The organism is Cellulosimicrobium sp. ES-005 (assembly GCF_040448685.1).
Lineage (GTDB): Bacteria > Actinomycetota > Actinomycetes > Actinomycetales > Cellulomonadaceae > Cellulosimicrobium > Cellulosimicrobium cellulans_G.
In genome coordinates this window covers 864,509-885,669 of sequence record NZ_CP159290.1, presented here as the reverse complement: position 1 = coordinate 885,669, position 21,161 = coordinate 864,509, and the positions used below count along the sequence as shown (strand labels likewise).

Sequence of the window (21,161 nt, the reverse complement as noted above, 5' to 3'; positions counted from 1 at the left end):
CACTCCCCGAGGAGGATCACATGACCGGCACGACGGACGACGCCGCGCGTCCCGCACCCGACCGACCCTGGGCGGGCGACGTCGTCGGGCCCCGGACCAAGGGGTTGCGGCTCGACGCCCGGGCGACCGTCGCGGACGTGCTCGCGGGCTCGCCGCGCGTCACGGACGGCGCGTTCTCCTGGCCGCTGCTCACGCTCGACGACGCGACGCTCGATCACAACGTCGGCGTCGTCGCGCGCGTGTGCGCGGAGCGCGGCGTCGAGCACGCGCCGCACGTGAAGACGACGATGTCGCGCGCGCTCTACGCGCGCCAGGCCACGGCGGGCGCGTGGGGGGCGACGGTCGCGACGCCGTCGCAGCTGCGCACCGTGCGGGACTGGGGCGTGCCGCGCGTGCTGCTCGCGAACGAGCTGCTCGACCCGCGCGAGATCGCCTGGCTGCGCGACGACCTGACCGGTGTGGTCGACGGCTCCCCCGACGAGGTGTGGCTGTGCGTGGACTCGCCGCACGGCGTCGACCTCCTCGCGCGCGGGCTCGCCGACGCTCCGGCCGCCGTCCGGGCGCGCGTCGGCGTGCTCGTCGAGCTCGGCGTCCCGGGCGGGCGCACGGGCGTGCGCAGCACCGCGGCCGCGCTCGACCTCGCGCGCGCGGTGCGGGCGTCGGGTCTGAGGCTGCTGGGCGTCACCGGGTACGAGGGCTCGGTCGCGGGCGGCACGACCGACGACGAGCTCGCCGCCGTCGCCGCGTGGTGCGACGGGCTGCGCGACCTCGGCGCGACGTTCGTGCGCGAGGGCCTCGCGGGCGTCGACGAGCCGCTCGTCCTGTCGGCGGGCGGCAGCTCGTTCCTCGACGTCGTGCTCGCCGAGCTGCCCGGGCCGGTCGTCGGCGCCGACGGCCGCGAGGTCGAGGTCCGCGTCGTCGTCCGCTCGGGTGCGTACGTCACGCACGACCACGGCTTCTACTCGCGCACCGACCCGTGGAGCCGCATCCCCGGCGCAGAGCCGCTCCGGAGCGCCGCGACGGTCTGGGGCCAGGTGCTGTCCGTCCCGGAGCCGGGTCTCGCGATCTGCGGCATCGGGCGCCGCGACGTGTCGTTCGACATCGACCTGCCCGTCGCGCTGTGGCTGCGCACGCAGTCCGACGACGGCTGGCTGCCCGCGCGCGAGCTCGCCGGGACGCGCGTCACCGCGCTCAACGACCAGCACCTCTACCTCGCGCTCGACGCCGGCGAGGCCGGGGCCAGCCACGTGACCGGCCCCGCGACCGCCCAGGTCCGCCCGGGCGACGTCGTCGGGTTCGGCATCTCCCACCCGTGCACGACGTTCGACCGCTGGCGCGTGGCGGCGGTCGTGCGCGGCGACGAGGTCGTCGACCTCGCGACCGTCGACCTCTGACCATCGCCCGAGACCACGCTCACCCCCCGCGACCCCCGAACGACCGAGAGGACACCATGACCAGCGAGAAGACCGCGATCTCGACCCCCGACGCCCCGGCGCCCGCCCACACGTTCCACCAGGGCGTGCGCAAGGGCCCGTTCGTCCAGGTCTCCGGCCAGGGCCCCGTCGACCCCGCGACGAACGAGTACCTGTACCCCGGTGACGTCGCCGCGCAGACCACGCGCACGCTCGAGAACGTGCGCGCGATCGTCGAGGCCTCCGGCGCGACGTTCGACGACGTCGTCATGCTGCGCGTCTACCTCACGAAGCGCGAGGACTTCCCGATCATGAACGACGCCTACGGCGCGTTCGTCGCGCAGCACACCACGAAGGGCGTGCTCCCCAGCCGCACCACGGTCTTCACGGGCCTGCCGCGCGAGGAGATGCTCGTCGAGATCGACGCCTTCGCGATCACGGACTGATCCCCGCCCCGCGCTGTGGGCGGGTCAGAGGAGGTGTGCGAGCAGGATGCGCACGCCCAGCAGGACGAGCACGGCGCCGCCCGCGACCGTCGCCCAGCGGCCCAGGCGCTCGCCCGCACGGGCGCCGATCCGCACCCCGAGGGCGGACAGCACGAGCGTCACGGCGCCCACCAGGACGACCGCGGGCAGGATCGGCACGCCGAGCACCGCGAACGTGACGCCGGACGCCGCGGCGTCGATCGACGTCGCGATCGCCAGCGGGAGCAGCACCCGGTAGGCCACGCGGGGGCGGGTGACGGGTAGCGCGAGCGTCGCGACGGCGGCCGGCTCGCCGGGCGTCCCGGCTTCCCCGCCGGCGGCCCGCTCGTCCGCAGGCCCCTCCACGTGCTCGACGGCGTGCTCGGCCTCGTCCTGGAGGCCCTCCTTGACCATGTGCGCGCCCACGAACGCGAGCATCCCGAGGGCGATCCACGGCGCGACGCCGGAGACCGCGTCGGCGAACCACGTGGACAGCGCCCAGCCGGCGAGCGGCATGAGCGCCTGGAAGAGGCCGAAGAGGACCGCGACGCGCGCGGTCTCGCACCACGTCGGGCGGCGCATCCGGGTGCCCTGCGCGAGCGCCACGGCGAACGCGTCCGCCGCGAGCGCGACCGCGACGACCGCGAGCTCGAGAATTCCCACGAGAAAGCAGCCTAGAAAGCGCCCGAGGAATGCGTCCAGGTGCGTCGTGGTGACGCTGGTCTCGGCATTTCCGGACGTGGATTCCGGCATTCCCGGACGCGCATTCCCGCATTCCTGGATGCGGGTGCCCGCAACCTCGGGTACGGGCGTCCGCGGCGCCCGGCCACGCCCGCGTGGGAGGCCACGCGTAGCGTGCGCGGCGGAGGTGACGATGCTCGCGACGATCGCCGTGGAGGGGTACCGCTCCCTGCGCAGCCTCGTGCTGCCGCTCGACCGGCTGACGGTCGTGACCGGGGCCAACGGGACCGGGAAGTCGAGCCTGTACCGCGCGCTCCGCCTGCTCGCGGAGTGCGCGCTCGGGGGCGCGGTGGGGGCGGTCGCGCGCGAGGGCGGGCTGCGCTCGACGCTGTGGGCCGGGCCGGAGCAGGGCGGCAGCCGCGCGCTGCGTGACGGTGGCCCGGTGCAGGGCACGCGGCGGACCGCGCCCGTCGCGCTGCGGCTGGGGTTCGCGGGCGGCGCACTGGGCGACCTCGGCTACGCCGTCGACCTGGGGCTCCCGCAGCACCCCGGGTCGGCGTTCGGGCTCGACCCCGAGATCAAGGTCGAGACGGTCTGGTCCGGTCCCTCCCCGCGTCCCGCGACGCTCCAGGTCGAGCGGCGCGGGCCCGCGGTCCGCGTGCGGGACGACGCCGGACGCTGGGTCTCCACCCCCGCCCGGCTCCGGTCGTTCGACAGCGTGCTCACCGAGCTCGTCGACCCGGTGGGCGCGCCGGAGGTCGTCGCGGTGCGGGAAACGCTGCGCTCGTGGCGGTTCTACGACCAGCTCCGCACCGACGCCGGCGCCCCGGCGCGCGCGCCGCAGGTCGGCACCCGCACGCCGGTCCTCGCGCACGACGGCGCGGACCTCGCCGCCGCGCTCGAGACCGTCCGCGACCTCGGCCGCGGCGACGAGCTCGACGCCGCCGTGTCCCGCGCGTTCCCCGGGAGCCGGCTCGCGGTGCACGCCGACGACGGACGGTTCGAGATCGCCCTCCACCAGCACGGGCTGCTGCGGCCCCTCACGGGCGCCGAGCTGAGCGACGGCACGCTGCGGTACCTGTTCCTCGTCGCCGCGCTGCTCTCGCCGCGCCCGCCCGAGCTCCTCGTGCTCAACGAGCCCGAGACGAGCCTGCACCCGGACCTGCTGCCCGCGCTCGGCACGCTCGCGCACGCCGCGGCCCGGGAGACGCAGGTCGTCGTGGTGACCCACGCGACGCCGCTCGTCGAGGCGCTGCGGGACGCGACGGCGTCGGGCACGGCCGACCTGCCGGGCTCCGACGAGCTCCTCGAGGTCGAGCTCGTCCGCTCACCGTTCGGCGAGACGACGGTCGCCGGGCGCGAGGGCCTGCTCGACCAGCCGCCGTGGACCTGGCCCCGGCGGTGACGCCGGCGGCGCGGACCTCGGGCTCGAGCCCCGCCCCGGGGCGGCGGTCAGCGCCGCGAGGCGACGTGGAGGCTCGTGACCGTCGCGGCGAGGTCGGTCAGCCGGGAGGCCGTCCGGTCGAGCAGCTCGTCGAGCTCGATGGGGCCGGGGGCGATGCTGAACGCCGCGGCGATGCCGGCGTCGCGCGCCTGGTGCGCCGGTAGCAGCACGCGCCCCGCGAGGACGACGACCGGCGGACGGTGCGGTGCCTCGGCGGCGAGCGCGCCCATCGCGTCGGCGACCTTGCCGTTGACCGACTGCGAGTCGAACGACCCCTCGCCCGTGACGACCAGGTCCGCACGGCGGATCGCGTCCGGCAGCCCGACGGCCTCGGCGACGAGGCGCGCGCCGGGCTCGAGCTCCGCGCCGAGGACGCCGACCATCGCCGCGGGCACGCCGCCCGCCGCGCCCGCCCCCGCGAGCTCGGACACGTCGAACCCGGCCTCCTCGACCAGCACCCCTGCCCAGCGGCGTAGCGCGTCGTCCAGGAACGCGACGTCGGCCTCCTGGGCGCCCTTCTGCGGGCCGAACACGTGCGCCGCGCCGCGCTCGCCGTGCAGCGGGTTGGTCACGTCGACCGCGAGGCGCCAGCGCACGTCGCGGGCGCGCGGGTGCAGCCCGGACAGGTCGAGGCGCGCGACCCGCGCGAGCCCCTCGCCGCCGTCGGGCACCTGGTCCCCGGCGGCGTCCAGGAGCCGCGCGCCGAGGCCGGTGAGGATGCCCGCGCCGCCGTCGGTCGACGCCGACCCGCCGAGGCACACGATCACCTCGTCCACGCCCGCGTCGAGCACGGCCGCGGCCGCCGCGCCGGTGCCGAGCGTGTGCGCGTGCAGGGGCTGCAGCGCGACGTCGCTCACCTGCGGCAGGCCGCTCGCCTCCGCGAGCTCCACGACGCCCAGCCGCCCGTCGGCGGAGACCCCGTACCGCGCGGTGCGCGGACGCCCGATCGCGTCGACGGTCGCGACCTCGCGCGCCGGTACGCCCCACACGGCGAGGAGCGCGTCGAGGGTGCCCTCGCCGCCGTCGGCCATGGGCAGCTCGACGACCTCGGCGTCGGGGACGACGCCGCGCACCCCGGCGGCGACGGCGTGCGCGACGTCCGCGGCGCTCAGGCTGCCCTTGAACGAGTCGGGCGCGACGACGACGCGCAGCGGGCCGTCGGGGCGCTTCGGGGAAGCGGTCTGGATGGTGCTCGGCGTTGAGGACACGCTTCGCATCCTAGGCAGCGCGGGACCTCCCGGTCCGCCCGGGAACGGACGGACCGGACGTGTTCCCCGCCACAGCGCTCACGGACGCCGCCCGTCCGCCGGTGGCTCGGGGACGGCCTCGCGCACCACGTCGGGGATCGTCCGCTGGGCCGCGCGCAACCGCTCGAGGAGCTCGCCGAGGGTCGCGAGATCGTCGTCGTCGAGCGCCCCGCCCACGTAGGTCGCGATGGCCCGCGCGTGCGCGCGCCCGGTCGCCCGCTGGAGGTCCCGGCCCGCCCGCGTGAGCCGGACGAGCGTGCCGCGCGCGTCGTCGGGCGCGGACGTCCGCTCGACGAGGCCGCGCGTCGCGAGCCGGTCGACCATGCGGCTCAGCGACGGCTGGCTGAGCAGGATGTAGACGTTGAGGTCGCGCAGGCGCATCCCCTCGTCCGGGCCCTTGGTGAGCGAGAAGAGCACGTCGTACTCGCGCAGGGTGAGGCCGTCCCAGACCGGGTCGGCCTGCAGCCGGCGCATGACGGTGACCTGCGCCCGGAAGAGCGACTCCCAGGTCTCCACGGCGAGCCGCGGGCTCCCGTGACCAGGCGCCGTGACGGGCTCGTCCTCGCGCCGGCCCTGCTCGACCATGACACCCCCGGACGGCTCGATCGATGCGTTCGCATCGACCTTACCGGGTCGGGGGCGGGCTCAGCGGCCGAGGCGACGCTCGCGCTGGGAGTAGGCGCGCAGCGCGCGCAGGTAGTCGACGCGCCGGAAGTCCGGCCAGTACGCCTCGCAGAAGTAGAACTCGGAGTGGGCGCTCTGCCACAGCAGGAAGCCGCCGAGGCGCTGCTCGCCCGACGTACGGATGACGAGCTCCGGGTCCGGCTGGCCCTTGGTGTACAGGTGCTCCTCGATGTGCTCGACGTCGAGGTTCTCCGCGAGGTCCTGGAGCCGCGCGCCCGCGGCCGCCTGCTCGCGGAGATAGGAGCGCACCGCGTCGGCGATCTCGTGCCGCCCGCCGTAGCCGATCGCCACGTTCACCTGGAGCCCGTCGACCGAGGCCGTGCGCTGCTGCGCCTCGCGCAGCGCGCCGGCGAGGCGCTCGGGGAGCAGGTCGAGGCGGCCCATGACCCGCAAGCGCCAGCGGCCCGAGTCGGCGAGGTCGCGCACCGCGTCCTCGATGATGTCGAGCAGCGCGGAGAGCTCCTCCTGGGAGCGCGAGAGGTTGTCGGTCGAGAGCATCCACAGCGTGACGACCTCGACGCCCTGGTCCTCGCTCCAGCCGAGGAACTCCGCGATCTTGTCGGCACCGCGACGGTGCCCGGTCGCCGTCGACTCGCCGAACGAGCGCGCCCAGCGCCGGTTGCCGTCGAGGATGACGCCCACGTGGCGGGGCACGCTCTCGTGCGAGAGGGTCGCGGCGAGGCGACGCTCGTAGAGTCCGTAGACGGGGCGGGGCAGGCGCACGACGGTTCCTCGACGGTGGAAGGACGGGTGTCGCCCGGCGGGCTGGTCCCTGGTCGGGACGCGCGGGCCGAACCCGCACACGCTACCGCTCCGGAGCGTCCGGACGGCAGGGCGCCCGCGACCGCGCACGGCCCTGCCCAGGATCTTCACACCCGCGGCGCGACGAGGGCTCGCGAACCTACGCTCGCGTAACTTACGATGGCGTAGGTTCGACGGACGACGCCGCGTGCGCGTCCGCCCGACCCACCCGACCACCGGCAGACCACCGCCCGACCCGGCCCGACCCCGAGGAGACGCCGTGGACCGACCGCACGACAGCGACCCCACCCCGAGCGCGCCCGCCACCGACACCGGACGCGCGCGCCTGCCGGGTGCCGACCCCGTGAAGGACGTCCGCGAGAGCGTGGGCGACGCGGTCGAGAAGGTCGCCGAGGCGGTCAAGCCGCGCCTGCGGGGCTGGATCCACGCGGGGACGTTCCCCGTCGTGCTCGTCGCGAGCATCGTCCTCGTCGTCGTCGCCCCGCCCGTCGCGGGCAAGGTGTCGTGCGCGATCTTCGGGCTCAGCGCGTGCCTCCTCTTCGGCACGAGCGCCGTCTACCACCGCGGTACGTGGTCGCCACGCGTCGCCGGGGTGCTCCGCCGCGCCGACCACTCGAACATCTTCCTCATCATCGCGGGCACCTACACACCCCTCGCGGTGCTCCTGCTCCCCCAGCGGACCGCGACGATCCTGCTCGCGATCGTCTGGGGCGGCGCCGTCCTCGGCCTCCTCGCCCGGATCCTGTGGCTCGACGCCCCGCGCTGGGTCTACGTGCCGATCTACGTCGCCCTCGGCTGGGTCGCCGTCGGCTACATGCCGCAGTTCTGGACCACGACGAACGGGCCGGCGATCGTCTGGCTCGTCGCCGCGGGCGGCCTCGCCTACACGCTCGGCGCCGTCGTCTACGGCATCAAGAAGCCGAACCCCAGCCCCCGCTGGTTCGGCTTCCACGAGATCTTCCACGTGCTCACCGTCGTCGGCTTCACGTGCCACTACATCGCGATCATGCTGGCGGCGGTCGCGGCCCGCTGAGCGCGCCGCGAGCTCAGTCCCGAGGGACGACGGCGTACCGGCGGTTGGCGAGCGACGGGTTGCGCTCGCGCACGCTCGCCAGGGCCGCGGGGTCGAGGTCGGCGCTGCGCAGCTCGGCGCGCTCGCCGAGCTCCAGGCCGACCTGGCCGTCCGGGCCGACGAGGAGCGAGCGGCCGGTCACGCCCCTGCCCGCCTGCCCGACCGCGAGCACGACGGCGGTGTTCTCGATCGCCCGCGCCCGCGCGAGGGTGCGCCACTGGTCCGCCTTGAGGTCGCCCGCCGCCCACGCCGCGGGCACGACGAGCACGTCCGCGCCGGCGTCGACGAGCCGCCGCGCGCTCTCGGGGAACCGCAGGTCGTAGCACGTCATGACGCCGAACGTCAGGTCACCGAGGCGCACGACCAGCGGCGGCGCCGCCGGGTCGCCGGCGTCGAGCCGGTCGGACTCGCGGTGCCCGAACGCGTCGTAGAGGTGCACCTTGCGGTACGTGCCCACGAGCTCGCCCGACGCGTCCACCGCGACGACGACGTTCACCGCGCGTCCCGCGGCGCCGCCCGGCACGAGGGTCCCCGCGATCGCGGCGACCCCGTGCTCGCGCGCGAGCCGGCGCAGGGTGGTCACGAACGGCCCGTCGAGCGGCTCGGCGTGCTCGACGCCCGTGCCCCGGGGGTCGAAGCCCGCCGCGTACTCGGGCAGCACGAGCAGGTCCGCGTGCACGCGCCCCGCCTCCCGGAACGCGGCACCGACCGTCACGAGGTTCGCCGCATGGTCGGCGGAGACCTCGATCTGGCCGATCGTGACGCGCGCCCCGGCGGCCACGGTCAGCCCTGCCGGGCGGGACCGCCGCCGGGCGCACCGTCGGGAGCGCCGCCGTCGGACGTCGTCCCGTCCGGGCTCTCGGCTCCGGGAGCCGCGCCGTCGGCGCCCGTCTCCAGCGGACCGTCCGCGCCGATGCCCTGCACCTCGGCGTTGTGCCGCATGCGCCGGAGCTGGCGGGACAGGGCGAAGAAGAGGCCCACGGTCGCGAGCGCCACCGCGAAGATCGCGAGGAAGCCGACGAGGCCCGGCGACACGTCGTTCGGGTCGAGGTCCTTGCGCAGCGGGTCGTCGGAAGGGCTCGGCGTCGCGGTCTCGGCGACGACGTCGGCCGCCCAGCCCGGACCGCCCGCGACGGTCGGCGCGAGAGAGTCCACGAGGGACGTCGTCGTGGTCACGAGGCCGCCTCCTCGCTCGCGACGAGCTCACGGACGCCCGCGAACAGGTCGTCCTCGGGGAGCTGCGTGGGGACGCGCGACTCGGCGAGCTCGAACTCCTCGAACGGCCACACGTCGACCTCGAGGTCGCGCGGGATCGCGAAGAAGAAGCCCTCGGGGTCGATCTGCGACGCGTGCGCGATGAGCGCCGCGTCGCGCTGCGCGTAGTAGCGCGCGACGTGGACGCGCGTCGTGACCTCGCGCTCCGGGATCTCCCGCGCGGACCGCGACTCGACCCAGTCGCCGAACGGTGACTCCAGGCCCGCGCCCTGCATCGCCTCGTGCAGCGTGCGGATGCGGTTCATCGAGAAGTCGTGGTTGTAGTAGAGCTTGAGCGGCGCCCAGGGCGCCGCCCCGCCCTCGCGCCGGTAGCGCTCGGGGTCGCCCGCGGCGTGGAACGCCTCGAACGCGACGCGGTGGCACATGACGTGGTCGGGGTGGGGGTAGCCGCCCGACGGGTCGTACGTCGTGACGACGTGCGGACGGAACTCGCGCACGAGCTCGACCAGCGGCGCGGCGGCCTCCTCGAGCGGCACCAGGCCGAACGACCCCTCGGGCAGCGGGGGCAGGGGGTCCCCCTCGGGCAGCCCCGAGTCGACGAACCCCAGCCACTGCTGCCGGACGCCGAGCGCGCGCGCCGCGGCGGCCATCTCGACGCGGCGCAGGGCGCGCATGCCCTCGATGTCGTCGGGCCCCTCGCCGAAGCTCGGGTTGAGGATGTCGCCGCGCTCACCGCCCGTGCACGTCGCGACGAGCACGTCGACGCCCTCGGCCGCGTAGCGGGCGGCCGTCGCGGCGCCCTTGCTCGACTCGTCGTCGGGGTGGGCGTGCACGGCCAGGAGACGGAGCGTCTCCGGCTGCTCGCGGTGGGTGGTCGATCCGGCCGCGGGTTCGGCCACTGGTCCTCCCGGGTGCGTCGTACGTCTCCTCGCACGCCCGGACCTGTCGTGGGTGCACGACGAGCGCCCGGGCTCTGCGAAGATGGGTCGAGGACATGATCCCCCACCGCGCCCACACCTGACGAACCGCCGGGAACCACCGGCGCGACGCCGGGCCCGCGACCGGGCGCGGCGGCACCGACCACGGGACCGCACCATGACGAACGAGACCACCGCCCCGCAGCCGAGCCCGGGCGCACCCCTGCGACCGCCGGCGGGCCGCTACGGACCCGAGCCGACCGAGCGACGTCGGCGCCTGGCCGTCGTCGGCATCGTCCTCGTCGCGATCGTCGGGCTCGCGATCACGCTCGTCATCGGGCTGCGGTACGCGAACGAGCCGGTGCGGTTCAAGGACTTCGGGTACACGGTCGTGAGCCCGGAGCGCGTCGACGTGACGTTCGAGGTCTACATGGACCCGGGGACGACGGCGACGTGCACGCTCGACGCCCTCGCGGAGAGCTTCGCCCAGGTCGGGACCGTCGACGTGACGGTCGGGCCGGTCGAGGTCGCCGAGTCCCGGTACACGGTGAGCGTCGCGACCTCCGAGCTCGCCACGACGGGCATCGTCCAGTCCTGCCGCGTCGCGCCGTGAGGCCCCCCGGTCCGCGCGCCGGCTGACCTGCGACGTCGCTGTCGGTGCCCGGTGCTTTGCTATCCTGAGGGATTCCCGCACCCGACCGTGTGGAGCCCGAGACTGCGTGCCGGTGACAAGCACGCCGTCCGCCGGGCGCCCCGGTTCCCGGCGGGAGACCAGTCCTACGCGCTGCCACCCGGCCAGCGTCACCGACCCGGGCAGGCAGGCGCACCGCGAACGCACGCGCCCCGGCTGCCCGTACCCGCACGGCCGTGCGACCGACCCGGCCGTCGACCATGGAAAGGAAGGAGCGAACCGTGACCGACACCACCGTCACCTGGCTGACCCAGGAGGCGTACGACAGGCTGCAGGCCGAGCTCGCCCACCTGTCCGGCGAGGGCCGTACCGAGATCGCGGAGCGCATCGCCGCCGCGCGCGACGAGGGCGACCTCAAGGAGAACGGCGGCTACCACGCCGCGCGTGAGGAGCAGGCCAAGAACGAGGCCCGCATCCGCGAGCTCACCGAGAAGCTGCGCAACGTGCAGGTCGGGACCCCGCCGGACGACGGCATGGTCGAGGCCGGCATGGTCGTCACCGCGGTCGTCGCGGGCGACGAGATGACGTTCCTCCTCGGCTCGCGCGAGATCGCCGGCACGACCGACCTCGACGTGTACTCGCCGACGTCGCCGCTCGGTGCCGCGATCGACGGCAAGACCGTCGGCGACGAGACGAGCTACACCGCGCCCAACGGCAACGAGATCGCCGTGAAGATCGTCGCCGCGAAGCCCTTCGAGGGCTGACGCGCCACCGGCGGCCACGCCGCCGGCGAGTCGTGAGAAGTGGCCCCTCCGAGACGTCTCGGAGGGGCCACTTCTCGCGTCTCGTCAGAGGCCGGGCGAGCCGCCGTCGCTGCGCTCGACGCGGTAGCCCTCGGAGCGCAGGTGCGCGACGAGCTCGTCGCAGTGCTCCGGGCCCTTGGTCTCGACCTGCATGCGCACCCAGGCCTCGCCGATCGCGAGGCCGACGTCGGTGCGGTCGTGGTCGATGTGCATGATGTTGCCGCGCGTGGTCGCGATGACCTCGAGCAGGCGCGCGAGGGCGCCGGGGCGGTCGTCGAGCAGCACCTGGAGCTGGATGTACCGGCCGGCCGCCGCGAGGCCGTGCCGCACGACCCGCAGCAGCACGAGCGGGTCGATGTTCCCCCCGGACAGCACGACGACGACGGGCCCCTCGACCGGGTCCGCCGCGCCCGCGTCGACCGCGGCCGTCCCCGAGAGGAGCGCCGCAACGCCGGTAGCCCCCGCGGGCTCGACGAGCAGCTTCGCGCGCTCGGCGACCATGAGCAGCGACCGGGAGATCTCCTCCTCGGTCACCGTGCGGACCTCGACGCCGTGCTGGGCCAGGATCCCGAACGGCACGTGCCCGGGCGTCCCGACCGCGATGCCGTCGGCCATCGTCGCGGCGAGCCGCGCCGTCGTCGGCGTCCCGGCGACCAGCGAGCCCGGGTAGGCGGCGGCGCGCTCCGCCTGCACCCCGATCACGCGCACGTGCGGCGCCGTCTGCGCGAACGCCGCGGCGAGGCCCGCGACGAGCCCCCCGCCGCCGAGCGGCGCGATCACGGTCCGGACGTCGGGCACCTGCTCGAGGATCTCCAGCGCGATCGTCGCCTGGCCGGCCACGACGTCGGGGTGGTCGAACGGGTGGATGAACACGGCGCCCGTCCGGTCGGCCTCGGCACGCGCGGCGGCGAGCGTCTCGTCCACGTCCGCGCCGACGAGCCGGACCTCGGCGCCGTACTGGCGCGTCGCCGCGACCTTGGGCAGCGCGGCGTCGACCGGCATGTACACGACGGCCCGGATGCCGAGCAGGCCCGCGGCGAACGCGACGCCCTGCGCGTGGTTGCCCGCGCTCGCCGCGACGACGCCGCGGGTCTTCTCCTCGGCGCTCAGGCGCGCCATGCGCACGTACGCGCCGCGCACCTTGAACGACCCGGCGCGCTGCAGGTTCTCGCACTTGAGCAGCACGCGGACGCCGGCGGCCTCGCTGATCGCGCGCGTCGTCTGGACCGGGGTGCGGTACGCGACGCCGTCGAGCAGGCGGGCCGCGTCGCGGACGTCGTCGAGCGTGACCGGGACCGGCCCGGAGGTCACCGCACCTCCCCGGGAGCGTCCTCCACGGGTCCGGCGTCCTGCGGCCCGACGACGGCGGAGTCCTCGCCGGCGCCCTCGCGGGTCCGACGGCGCGCGGCCACGTCCTCGAGGTCGGCCTCCGCGCGCGCGATGACCGGCGGCTGCGGGCTCCCGCGCACCACGACGCGGTCGTCCGTGCCGAGCTCGGGGAACTTGTCGTGCCCGTGAAGGTACAGCACCACGGTGTTGAGGACCGCCGCGATCGGGACCGCGAACAGCGCGCCCACGATCCCCGCGGCGAAGCTGCCCGCCGCGACGACGAGCAGCACGGCGACCGGGTGCAGCGAGACGGCGTGGCCCATGAGGAACGGCTGGAGGATGTGGCCCTCGATCTGCTGCACGAGCAGCACGATGCCGAGCATCACGAGCGCCTGCACCCAGCCCTGCGCGACGAGCACCACGAGCACCGCGATCGACCCGGTGACGATCGCACCGACGATCGGGATGAAGGACCCGACGAACACGAGGATGCCCAGCGGCAGCGCGAGGGACGGGACGAAGAACGCCGCACCGATCCCGATGCCGACCGCGTCGACCGCCGCGACGAGGATCTGCGTGCGCGTGTACGCGGCGAGCGTGACGATGCCGCGGCGGCCCGCCTGGTGGACGTCGTCGCGCGCGCGCAGGGGCAGCAGCCCCACGACCCACGACCAGATCGTGCGCCCGTCGAGGAGGAAGAAGAACGTGCAGAACAGCGCGATGAGGGCGCCGGCGACCACGTGGCCGATCGTCGTGGCCGCGCCGAGCGCGCCGGAGACGATCGAGTCCTGGTTCTCCGAGACCGCGGTCCCGGCCTGGTCGAGCCAGTGCGAGATCGTCGTCGAGTCGAGGCCGAGCGGGCCGTCCGCGAGCCACTCGGTGAACTGCTCGAACCCCTCGACCGCCTGGTCGCGCAGGTCCTGGAAGCCGCTGACGATCTGCTGCCCCGCGATGGCCACGAGCCCCGCGACGACGACGATGAGCGCGATGAGCGCCGCGCCGGACGCGAGCCCGCGCGACATGCGCAGGTGACGGCGGAAGAACCGCTGGACGGGCGTGAGCAGCACCGTGAGCAGGAGCGCCACCGCGATGGGGACGACGATCACCTTGAGCTGCGTGACGAGCCACAGGCCCGCCGCGATCGTCAGGCCGATGAGCAGCAGCCGCCACGACCAGGCGGCGGCCGATCGCACCGAGTCGGGCACCGCCGCCGCGCCGGGGCGCCCGGGGGGAAGCGGGTCGGGGGTCCTGTGCTGGTCCGTCTGCGCGCTCACAGCGCCACCCTAGGTGAGCGCCCCTCCGCTCGCGGCGCCGAAGACCCGCGACGCGCCCGGTGTGCGCAGGATCTCCCCACCGCGCCCGGTGCGCGCGGGATCTCCCGGCCGGGTCGGCCCCGGCCTACCCGAGCGCCCGGGTGAGGTCCGCGACGAGGTCCTCGACGTCCTCGATGCCCACGGAGAGGCGGACGAGGTCGTCCGGGACCTCGAGCGCCGTCCCGGCGACGGAGCCGTGGGTCATGCGGCCCGGGTGCTCGATGAGCGACTCGACGCCGCCCAGCGACTCCGCGAGCGTGAAGACCTGGGTCCGCGCGCACACGTCGAGCGCCTTCGCCTCGCTGCCGAGGCGGAACGACACCATGCCGCCGAACCCGCGCATCTGGCGCGCCGCGAGCTCGTGCCCGGGGTGCGACGCGAGGCCGGGGTAGATCACCTCGGTGACCGCGGGGTGGGCGGCGAGGAAGTCGGCGACGGCGGCGGCGTTCGCCTGGTGGCGGTCCATGCGCACCGCGAGGGTCTTGAGGCCGCGCAGCGTGAGCCACGCGTCGAACGGCCCGGCGACGGCGCCGGACGCGTTCTGGTGGAAGCCGACCGCCCCGGCGACGTCGCTCCCGCCCGCGGGCGACGCGAGCCCGCCGGGGAGCTGGGCACCCGTCGCGACGACGAGCGCTCCCCCGACGACGTCGCTGTGGCCCCCGACGTACTTGGTCGTCGAGTGCACGACGACGTCCGCGCCGAGCGCGAGCGGCTGCTGCAGGTAGGGGGTCGCGAAGGTGTTGTCGACGACGAGCAGCGCCCCGGCGTCGTGCGCGACGCCCGCGAGCGCCGCGATGTCGGACACCCCGAGCAGCGGGTTCGTCGGGGTCTCGACCCACACGACGCGCGTCTCGGGGCGCACCGCGGCCCGGACCGCCTCGACGTCCGTGAGGTCGACGGGCGTGTGCTCCACGCCCCACGGCCCGAACACCCGGGCGATGAGCCGGTACGTGCCGCCGTACGCGTCGTCGGGCACGATCACGTGGTCCCCGGGGCGCACGACGGCGCGCAGCAGCGTGTCCTCCGCGGCCAGGCCGGACGCGAACGCGAACCCGCGCGCGGCGGGCGACCCGTCCGCCGTCGGGCCGAGGCCGCCGGACTCCGCGGCCGCGAGCGCCTCCTCCAGGGCGGTGCGCGTGGGGTTCGCGGAGCGCGAGTACTCGTAGCCGCCGCGCAGCCCGCCGACGCCGTCCTGCTTGTACGTCGAGACCTGGTGGATCGGCGGCACGACGGCGCCGGTGGTCGCGTCCGGGTCCTGCCCCGCGTGGATCGCCCGCGTGGAGAAGCCGGTGGTGGTCCAGTCGGGGTGCTCGCTCGAGGTGCTCACGGACCCACCCTACGGCGCCGCCCTGCGCCGAGCAGGTGGTCGTGGTCCGTCCCGCTGCCCGGACGAACCGGGACCGCCTGCTCGGCCTGCCGAGAGCGCCTGCTCGGCCCGCCGGGAGCGCCGCGGTGGCGACCGGCGTCGTCGCGCGGGACGGTGGGTGGGGCGGCGCGCGTCGCCCGGGCGCGGAGGGAGCACGCATGGAGATCGACCTCGGCGGGCGCAGGGCGCTCGTCACCGGCTCGGCGCAGGGCATCGGCCTCGCGATCGCGCGCGCCCTCGCGGAGTGCGGGGCGGCCGTCGTCGTCAACGGACGCTCGGAGGAGACCTCGTCCCGCGCGGCCGACGACGTGCGCACGCACGTCCCGGGCGCGGACGTGCTCGGCGTCGCGGCCGACCTCGCGACCGACGAGGGCACGGCCGCGGTGCTCGACGCCGTGCCGCACGTCGACGTCCTGGTGAACAACCTCGGGATCTTCTCGAGCGAGGACCCGCTCGCGATCGACGACGCGACGTGGCGCCGCTACTTCGAGGTGAACGTCCTCGCGGGCGTGCGGCTCACGCGCACCTACCTGCCCGGGATGATCGAGCGCGGGTGGGGCCGCGTGCAGTTCGTGGGCAGCGACTCGGCGGTCGTGATCCCGGCCGAGATGATCCACTACGGCGTGAGCAAGACGGCGCTGCTCGGCGTCTCGCGCGGGTTCGCCAAGGCGGCGGCCGGCACGGGCGTCACGGTGAACAGCGTGCTCGCCGGCCCCACGCACACGGGCGGGGTCGAGGCGTTCGCGCGCGAGCTCGTCGGCGACGACCTGCCCTGGGACGAGGCGCAGCGCGTGTTCATGCGCGAGCACCGCCCGCAGTCGCTGCTCCAGCGCCTCATCGAGCCGGAGGAGATCGCGCACCTGGTCGCCTACCTCGCGTCGCCGCTGGCGTCGGCGACGACCGGCGCGGCGGTGCGCGTCGACGGCGGCTACATCGACTCGATCGTCCCGTGAGAGGCTCGTGCGGTGCGCCCGCCCGGCTCGCGACGGGCCGGCGTCGGCCCGGAACACCCGCCGCCCCCACGGCGTTCTACCCCGTGCCAGGACGATGCGTCGTGGGCCAGCGCCCCGGTCGTCCGGGTCCTTCAGGAGGTAAGCGATGAACTCGATCTTCGACGCGATCTTCGGCTCGTCCGGCAAGACGACGATGGTCGCCCCCGAGGACGCGCTGCCCGGGCGCCAGTCGCCCGTGCTGCAGGCACCGCGTCCCCACACCGTGCTCGGCACCTCGATCACCGGCCCGTGGCCGGAGGGCACGCGCGTGCTCTACCTGGCGATGGGCTGCTTCTGGGGCGCCGAGGAGATCTTCTGGCAGGTCCCGGGGGTGGTGAGCACCGCCGTCGGCTACATGGGCGGCACGACGCCGAACCCGACCTACGAGGAGGCGTGCACCGCGCGCACGGGCCACACCGAGACGGCGCTCGTCGCGTACGACCCGACGAAGGTCTCCGAGGAGGAGCTCCTCAAGATCTTCTGGGAGCGCCACGACCCGACGCAGGGCTACCGCCAGGGCAACGACGTCGGCACCCAGTACCGGTCCGCCGTGTACTGGACGACGCCGGAGCAGGAGCAGGCGGTCCGCGACACCGCGGCGCGCTACTCCGCGGTGCTCGAGGCCAAGGGCTACGACCCGGTGACGACCGAGATGCGCCCCGCGGCCGAGGCCGGCCCGTTCTACTACGCCGAGGACTACCACCAGCAGTACTTGAGCCCCGCCAAGAACCCGAACGGCTACCGCTGCCACGCGACCACGGGCGTCCCGTTCCCGAGCGCCGCGTAGCGCCCGCCGAGAGGTGAGTCGTGGCCCCTGATCCCCCGTGGATCGGGGCCACTTCTCGCTTCTCGCCCGAGGGCCCCGGCGCCCGGTCCCGTCGGGGTGCGTGCCGCGCCCGGCCCGACGCAGGATGGGCCCATGACGATCCCCACCCTCAGCGCCCCGGACGGCACGACGATCCCCGCGATCGGCTTCGGCACCTACAGGCTGGGCGGCGAGGAGGGTGCGGACTCGATCGCCCGCGCGATCGACGCGGGCTACCGGCTGATCGACTCGGCGTTCAGCTACGAGAACGAGGGCGCGGTCGGCGCCGCGGTGCGACGCGCGGACGTCCCGCGCGACGACGTGCTCGTCACGTCCAAGCTCCCCGGCCGCCACCAGGCCCACGACGACGCCGTCCGCACCGTCGAGGAGTCGCTGTTCCGGACCGGTCTCGACCGGATCGACCTGTACCTGATCCACTGGCCGAACCCGCGCGTCGGGAAGTACGTCGAGGCGTACGAGGCGCTGGTCGAGTGCCGCGAGCGCGGGCTGGTCCGCCACGTCGGGGTGTCGAACTTCCTGCCCGAGCACCTCGACGCGGTGATCGCCGCGACGGGCGTGACCCCGCTCGTGAACCAGGTCGAGCTGCACCCGTACTTCCCGCAGGCAGCGCAGCGGGCCGCCGACGCCGAGCGCGGGGTCGTCACCGAGGCGTGGAGCCCGATCGGTCGTGCGAACGACCTCCTGCGCGACCCCGTCGTCACGGCGGTGGCCGCCGCGCACGGGGTCTCGCCCGTCCAGGCGATCCTGCGCTGGCACGTGCAGCTCGGCGTCGTGCCGCTGCCCAAGGCGTCGTCGCCCGAGCGCCAGCGCGAGAACCTCGACGTCTTCTCGTTCGAGCTGACGACCCACGAGATGAACGCCCTCACGGGCCTCGCCCGGCCCGACGGGCGCACGAACGACCAGGACCCGGCGGTGTACGAGGAACTCTGACTCCCGCGGCGCGGCACGTGCCCCGCGCCGCCGGTCGTGGCACCGTGTGCGGGTGACGTCCCCCGCCCTCGCCCCGGTGCCCGACGCCGCCCGACCGCCCTGGGCGGTCGGCTCGCCGCTGCGGCTGCTCGCCGCGGTGCTGGTCTCCGGCTCCGCGGTGCTGCTGTTCGCGGTGCACGTGCGCCCGCTCGGGTACGTGCCGCTCGTGCTCGGCGTGGCGCTCGGGCTCGCCGTGGACCGCCGCCTCGGGCGTGACCTCGCGCTGGTCGGCACCGGCATGGCGATCATCTCGACGATCTCGCTCGAGGCCGACCTGTCGGACGCGGGGATGGTGCGCTTCGCCGTCGTGCTGTCCCTCGCCGTGCTCGTCCCGTGGGCGCTCTCGCGGTTCGCGTTCCGCGAGGACGTCGTCCGGTTCCCCGTCGCCACCGGGCGGCGCTGGACCCGGGGGCAGATCGTCTACCTCGTCGTGGTCGTCGTCGCGGGGTACCTGATCCTGCCGTTCTACTTCATCGGCTCGGGCGCGTACCTCAACTGGCCGGAGATCACGGGCGGGCAGGAGATCGCCCGGCTGTTCGTCGGTGTCAACGCGGTGGGGATCTGGGACGAGCTGTTCTTCGTGTGCGTCGTGTTCGCGCTGTACCGCGAGCACTTCGGCCTGTGGACGGCGAACCTGCTCCAGGCGGCCGTCTTCGTGTCGTTCCTGTGGGAGCTCGGGTACCGCGAGTGGGGTCCGCTCCTCACCGTCCCGTTCGCCCTGGTCCAGGGCTGGATCTTCTCCTGGAGCAAGTCGCTCACCTACGTGGTGGCCGTCCACCTGCTCTTCGACGTCGTGGTGTTCGCCGTGCTCGTGCACGCCCACCACCCGGAGCTGTTCGACGTGTTCGTCACCGCGCCACGCTGACGGTGCCGCCCGAGCCGGTTCAGGACGGTCGCGCCAGCAGGACCCGACGGACCCCGTCCACGCGGCACGCCGCGGTGACCGCGACCGTCGCCGGGCCGGCGAGGACCGTCACCGTCGCGACGACGACGGCGACCCCGACGGCCGCGCCCGCGACGACGTCGTGCGGGAAGTGCACCCCCTGGGCGACCCGCGCGGACGCGACGGCGACGGCGAGCGCCACGGGGAGCACGACCCACAGCGCGACGTCGCGCAGCGGCGACCGGTAGGCGTGCCGGGCGGGCACCGCTCCCGGGACGCGCACGGCAGGCGCACCCGCGAGGACGACCGCCGTCGCGAGGGCGAACGCGATGGCGGTGTGGTTGCTGGGGAACGACCAGTCCCCCGCCGCCGGGCAGTGCGCGACCTCCACGAGCTCCCAGCACCCTCGCGGCTGGCGGACGAGCGACTTCACGGCCTCGCTCGCGGCGTAGGCGACGACGGCGCCCGCTCCGGCGACGAGCGTCGTCCCGACGGCGGACGCCCCCGCACGGCGCGACCGCCACGCGACGACCGCGCACAGGCCGAGGAGGACGAGGACCCCGCCCTCCGCGACGAGCTCGGACCCCGGGAGATCGGCGGTCCGGGCCGTGATCGCGAGGTAGAGCGCCTCGCTCGGCCCGCGCAGGAGCCGTGCGACCAGCACCACGAGCGCTGCTCCGACCAGCCACGACACCGCGACGAGGACCTGACCGGCGGCCCGGTTCGACGCGTCCGCGGACGGCTCCGGCAGCGGGCGCGACGCCGTTCCCGGCACCGTGCCGGACGTGGTGCCGAGGGGTGCGGCGGGGCGGTCGAGCAGGGTCGAGGTACGGGACGAATCGGGCGGGGTCATCGCACGAGGGTAAGCCGGGTGAACGGCAGGTGAACATCCGCCCCGCGGGGGATGTCCGCCGTCGACCCTCCCCCCAGGGCCGGACACTCGCGCGACGACGCCGAGACACGATCGCACGGGCGTGAGGCACGATCACGACCGGCCCCGCGCGCGTGCGACCCGGTTCAGCTCGGCTCGGGGGCGTCGTCGGCGGGGACGTAGAAGGCCGTCGTGGCGGCGACGCGCGCCGCGACCTCGTCCGCGCCCAGCCCGTCCGCGGCCGCGAGCGCCGCGCCCCACGCCTCGCTGCTCGCGGTGTTGAACACCCGCAGCTCGGGGCTCGCGAGGACCTCCTCGGGGTCGAGCGGCCCGGCCCCGTCGAGGTGCAGCGCGAGGCCCAGGAGCGCGCCGTCCCAGCCGACGCCGACGGCCCCCGGTCCGTACACGCCCCACGTCTCCGGCGGCACGACGGCGGTGTGCTCGAGCGTGAGGGTCGTGCCGCCGTCGGGCGCGGGCGCGAGGCGGAGCTCGACGACCGACGAGTCCTCCGGCGTCGGCGGGCCCATGACCCAGGTGAGCCGGAGGAGGGTCGGCGCGTCGCACGCGCGGATCTCGCCGCCCGCGTTGCCCTCGACCTGGTACGTGCCGCCGACGCGGAAGTCGCCCGTGACGGGCAGGAACCAGCGCGGGATGCGCTCGGGGTCGGTGACGGCGTCCCACACGTCCTCGACGTCGGCCGGGTAGGTCCGCTCGATCGTGAGGACGCGGGCCTCGCCCGCAGGGAGCGTCCCCGTCCCGACGGAGCGCCGCGCGGCCTCGAGCTCGGCGATGAAGTCCTTCATGCTGTCCTCCTGGTGGTGTCGGTCGGGCGTCCGGCGTCCTCGTCGGCGGCCGCGGCGCGGCGCCGCTCGCGGGCACCGCGAGCGAGCTCGGTGCCGAGCGCGTCGAGCCGCTGCTCCCAGAACCGGCGCAGGCCCGCGGCCCAGTCCTCGACCTCGTCGAGCGCCGCGGGGTCGAGCGCGTAGAGGCGCCGGGTCCCCTCGGGCCGCACGGTCGCGAAGCCGCTCGTGCGCAGCACCTTGAGGTGCTGGGACACGGCGGGCTGGCTGATCCCGAACTCCTCGCCCACGAGCGCGGCGAGCTCCCCCGCCGGTCGCTCGCCGCGGGCGAGGTGCTCGAGGATCCGCCGCCGGACCGGGTCGCCGAGGACGTCGAACGCTTCCATGAGACCCATGTTTCACCTGGTGCTTATATAAGTCAAGGCCGATCTAAGCGTCCAGGAACGTCAGCGCGCTCCCGGCGCCCGGCCGGCGAGCCCG

The 21,161-nt window shown here is 75.2% G+C and carries 23 protein-coding genes; 10 read left to right on the top strand and 13 right to left on the bottom strand.

Annotated features, from left to right (window positions below; all coding sequences use genetic code 11):
* The first annotated feature begins 20 nt into the window (after positions 1–20).
* Together ABRQ22_RS03875 and ABRQ22_RS03870 are read left to right on the top strand one after the other, a co-directional pair.
* Positions 21–1,394 (top strand): alanine racemase, encoded by a 1,374-nt coding sequence (locus tag ABRQ22_RS03875; protein ID WP_353708647.1) that lies wholly within the window; start codon positions 21–23, stop codon positions 1,392–1,394.
* A 56-nt stretch (positions 1,395–1,450) separates the two neighbouring features.
* Positions 1,451–1,858, top strand: coding sequence for a RidA family protein (locus ABRQ22_RS03870; protein WP_087469635.1), 408 nt, complete (start codon positions 1,451–1,453; stop codon positions 1,856–1,858).
* Positions 1,859–1,882: 24 nt separating this feature from the next.
* On the opposite strand, the gene ABRQ22_RS03865 is transcribed toward ABRQ22_RS03870, so the two are convergent.
* Positions 1,883–2,539, bottom strand: a complete 657-nt coding sequence (locus tag ABRQ22_RS03865; RefSeq protein ID WP_353708646.1) for a manganese efflux pump MntP family protein — start codon at positions 2,537–2,539, stop codon at positions 1,883–1,885.
* Between the two features lie 211 nt (positions 2,540–2,750).
* Between ABRQ22_RS03865 and ABRQ22_RS03860 the strand changes: the two genes are divergently transcribed.
* Entirely contained in the window at positions 2,751–3,962 is a 1,212-nt protein-coding gene (locus ABRQ22_RS03860) for an AAA family ATPase (protein ID WP_353708645.1), read from the top strand.
* Between the two features lie 47 nt (positions 3,963–4,009).
* On the opposite strand, the gene ABRQ22_RS03855 is transcribed toward ABRQ22_RS03860, so the two are convergent.
* From ABRQ22_RS03855 to ABRQ22_RS03845, 3 genes are all read right to left on the bottom strand, one after another.
* Positions 4,010–5,209 (bottom strand): glycerate kinase, encoded by a 1,200-nt coding sequence (locus ABRQ22_RS03855; protein ID WP_353708644.1) that lies wholly within the window; start codon positions 5,207–5,209, stop codon positions 4,010–4,012.
* Between the two features lie 78 nt (positions 5,210–5,287).
* Complete coding sequence (locus ABRQ22_RS03850) at positions 5,288–5,833, bottom strand: MarR family winged helix-turn-helix transcriptional regulator (protein ID WP_353708643.1); 546 nt, start codon at positions 5,831–5,833, stop codon at positions 5,288–5,290.
* Between the two features lie 60 nt (positions 5,834–5,893).
* Positions 5,894–6,655 carry an isoprenyl transferase gene (locus ABRQ22_RS03845; RefSeq protein ID WP_253053055.1) on the bottom strand — a complete coding sequence of 254 codons (762 nt, stop codon included), beginning with the start codon at positions 6,653–6,655 and terminating at the stop codon, positions 5,894–5,896.
* A gap of 382 nt (positions 6,656–7,037) precedes the next feature.
* On the opposite strand from ABRQ22_RS03845, the gene ABRQ22_RS03840 reads away from it, so the two are divergent.
* A complete protein-coding gene (locus ABRQ22_RS03840; protein WP_353709497.1) occupies positions 7,038–7,727 on the top strand; it encodes a hemolysin III family protein in 690 nt (229 codons plus the stop codon).
* 13 nt (positions 7,728–7,740) lie between these two features.
* On the opposite strand, the gene ABRQ22_RS03835 is transcribed toward ABRQ22_RS03840, so the two are convergent.
* From ABRQ22_RS03835 to mca, 3 genes are read right to left on the bottom strand one after another with little or no spacing between them, the layout of a single operon-like run.
* Complete coding sequence (locus ABRQ22_RS03835) at positions 7,741–8,547, bottom strand: carbon-nitrogen hydrolase family protein (RefSeq protein WP_253053053.1); 807 nt, start codon at positions 8,545–8,547, stop codon at positions 7,741–7,743.
* Positions 8,548–8,549: 2 nt separating this feature from the next.
* A complete protein-coding gene (locus ABRQ22_RS03830; protein ID WP_353708642.1) occupies positions 8,550–8,942 on the bottom strand; it encodes a hypothetical protein in 393 nt (130 codons plus the stop codon).
* On the bottom strand, positions 8,939–9,880 hold the full coding sequence (gene mca, locus ABRQ22_RS03825) for a mycothiol conjugate amidase Mca (RefSeq protein WP_353708641.1): 942 nt from the start codon (positions 9,878–9,880) through the stop codon (positions 8,939–8,941). The genes ABRQ22_RS03830 and mca overlap by 4 nt, the downstream gene beginning before the upstream one ends.
* A 196-nt stretch (positions 9,881–10,076) precedes the next feature.
* Between mca and ABRQ22_RS03820 the strand changes: the two genes are divergently transcribed.
* Positions 10,077–10,511, top strand: coding sequence for a DUF4307 domain-containing protein (locus ABRQ22_RS03820; RefSeq protein WP_253053047.1), 435 nt, complete (start codon positions 10,077–10,079; stop codon positions 10,509–10,511).
* A 299-nt stretch (positions 10,512–10,810) separates the two neighbouring features.
* Positions 10,811–11,293 (top strand): transcription elongation factor GreA, encoded by a 483-nt coding sequence (greA, locus tag ABRQ22_RS03815; protein WP_047232065.1) that lies wholly within the window; start codon positions 10,811–10,813, stop codon positions 11,291–11,293.
* 84 nt (positions 11,294–11,377) lie between these two features.
* On the opposite strand, the gene ilvA is transcribed toward greA, so the two are convergent.
* From ilvA to ABRQ22_RS03800, 3 genes are all read right to left on the bottom strand, one after another.
* Positions 11,378–12,643: a threonine ammonia-lyase gene (ilvA, locus tag ABRQ22_RS03810; protein WP_353708640.1), complete on the bottom strand. Its 1,266-nt coding sequence runs from the start codon at positions 12,641–12,643 to the stop codon at positions 11,378–11,380.
* Entirely contained in the window at positions 12,640–13,935 is a 1,296-nt protein-coding gene (locus tag ABRQ22_RS03805; RefSeq protein ID WP_253053043.1) for an AI-2E family transporter, read from the bottom strand. The genes ilvA and ABRQ22_RS03805 overlap by 4 nt, the downstream gene beginning before the upstream one ends.
* Before the next feature lie 124 nt (positions 13,936–14,059).
* Positions 14,060–15,301 (bottom strand): cystathionine gamma-synthase, encoded by a 1,242-nt coding sequence (locus ABRQ22_RS03800; RefSeq protein WP_353708639.1) that lies wholly within the window; start codon positions 15,299–15,301, stop codon positions 14,060–14,062.
* Positions 15,302–15,498: 197 nt separating this feature from the next.
* On the opposite strand from ABRQ22_RS03800, the gene ABRQ22_RS03795 reads away from it, so the two are divergent.
* The 4 genes from ABRQ22_RS03795 to ABRQ22_RS03780 all read left to right on the top strand — a co-directional run bounded on the left by ABRQ22_RS03795 (position 15,499) and on the right by ABRQ22_RS03780 (position 18,992).
* A complete protein-coding gene (locus ABRQ22_RS03795; protein WP_353708638.1) occupies positions 15,499–16,293 on the top strand; it encodes an SDR family oxidoreductase in 795 nt (264 codons plus the stop codon).
* Positions 16,294–16,438: 145 nt separating this feature from the next.
* On the top strand, positions 16,439–17,119 hold the full coding sequence (gene msrA, locus ABRQ22_RS03790) for a peptide-methionine (S)-S-oxide reductase MsrA (protein ID WP_253053037.1): 681 nt from the start codon (positions 16,439–16,441) through the stop codon (positions 17,117–17,119).
* 132 nt (positions 17,120–17,251) lie between these two features.
* Complete coding sequence (locus ABRQ22_RS03785; RefSeq protein WP_353708637.1) at positions 17,252–18,088, top strand: aldo/keto reductase; 837 nt, start codon at positions 17,252–17,254, stop codon at positions 18,086–18,088.
* Positions 18,089–18,164: 76 nt separating this feature from the next.
* Positions 18,165–18,992, top strand: a complete 828-nt coding sequence (locus tag ABRQ22_RS03780; RefSeq protein ID WP_253053689.1) for a CPBP family intramembrane glutamic endopeptidase — start codon at positions 18,165–18,167, stop codon at positions 18,990–18,992.
* Between the two features lie 19 nt (positions 18,993–19,011).
* On the opposite strand, the gene ABRQ22_RS03775 is transcribed toward ABRQ22_RS03780, so the two are convergent.
* From ABRQ22_RS03775 to ABRQ22_RS03765, 3 genes are all read right to left on the bottom strand, one after another.
* Positions 19,012–19,863 (bottom strand): phosphatase PAP2 family protein, encoded by an 852-nt coding sequence (locus ABRQ22_RS03775; protein WP_353708636.1) that lies wholly within the window; start codon positions 19,861–19,863, stop codon positions 19,012–19,014.
* 164 nt (positions 19,864–20,027) lie between these two features.
* Positions 20,028–20,684: an SRPBCC family protein gene (locus ABRQ22_RS03770; RefSeq protein WP_353708635.1), complete on the bottom strand. Its 657-nt coding sequence runs from the start codon at positions 20,682–20,684 to the stop codon at positions 20,028–20,030.
* Positions 20,681–21,067 carry a metalloregulator ArsR/SmtB family transcription factor gene (locus ABRQ22_RS03765; RefSeq protein ID WP_253053027.1) on the bottom strand — a complete coding sequence of 129 codons (387 nt, stop codon included), beginning with the start codon at positions 21,065–21,067 and terminating at the stop codon, positions 20,681–20,683. The genes ABRQ22_RS03770 and ABRQ22_RS03765 overlap by 4 nt, the downstream gene beginning before the upstream one ends.
* Positions 21,068–21,161: the final 94 nt, after the last annotated feature.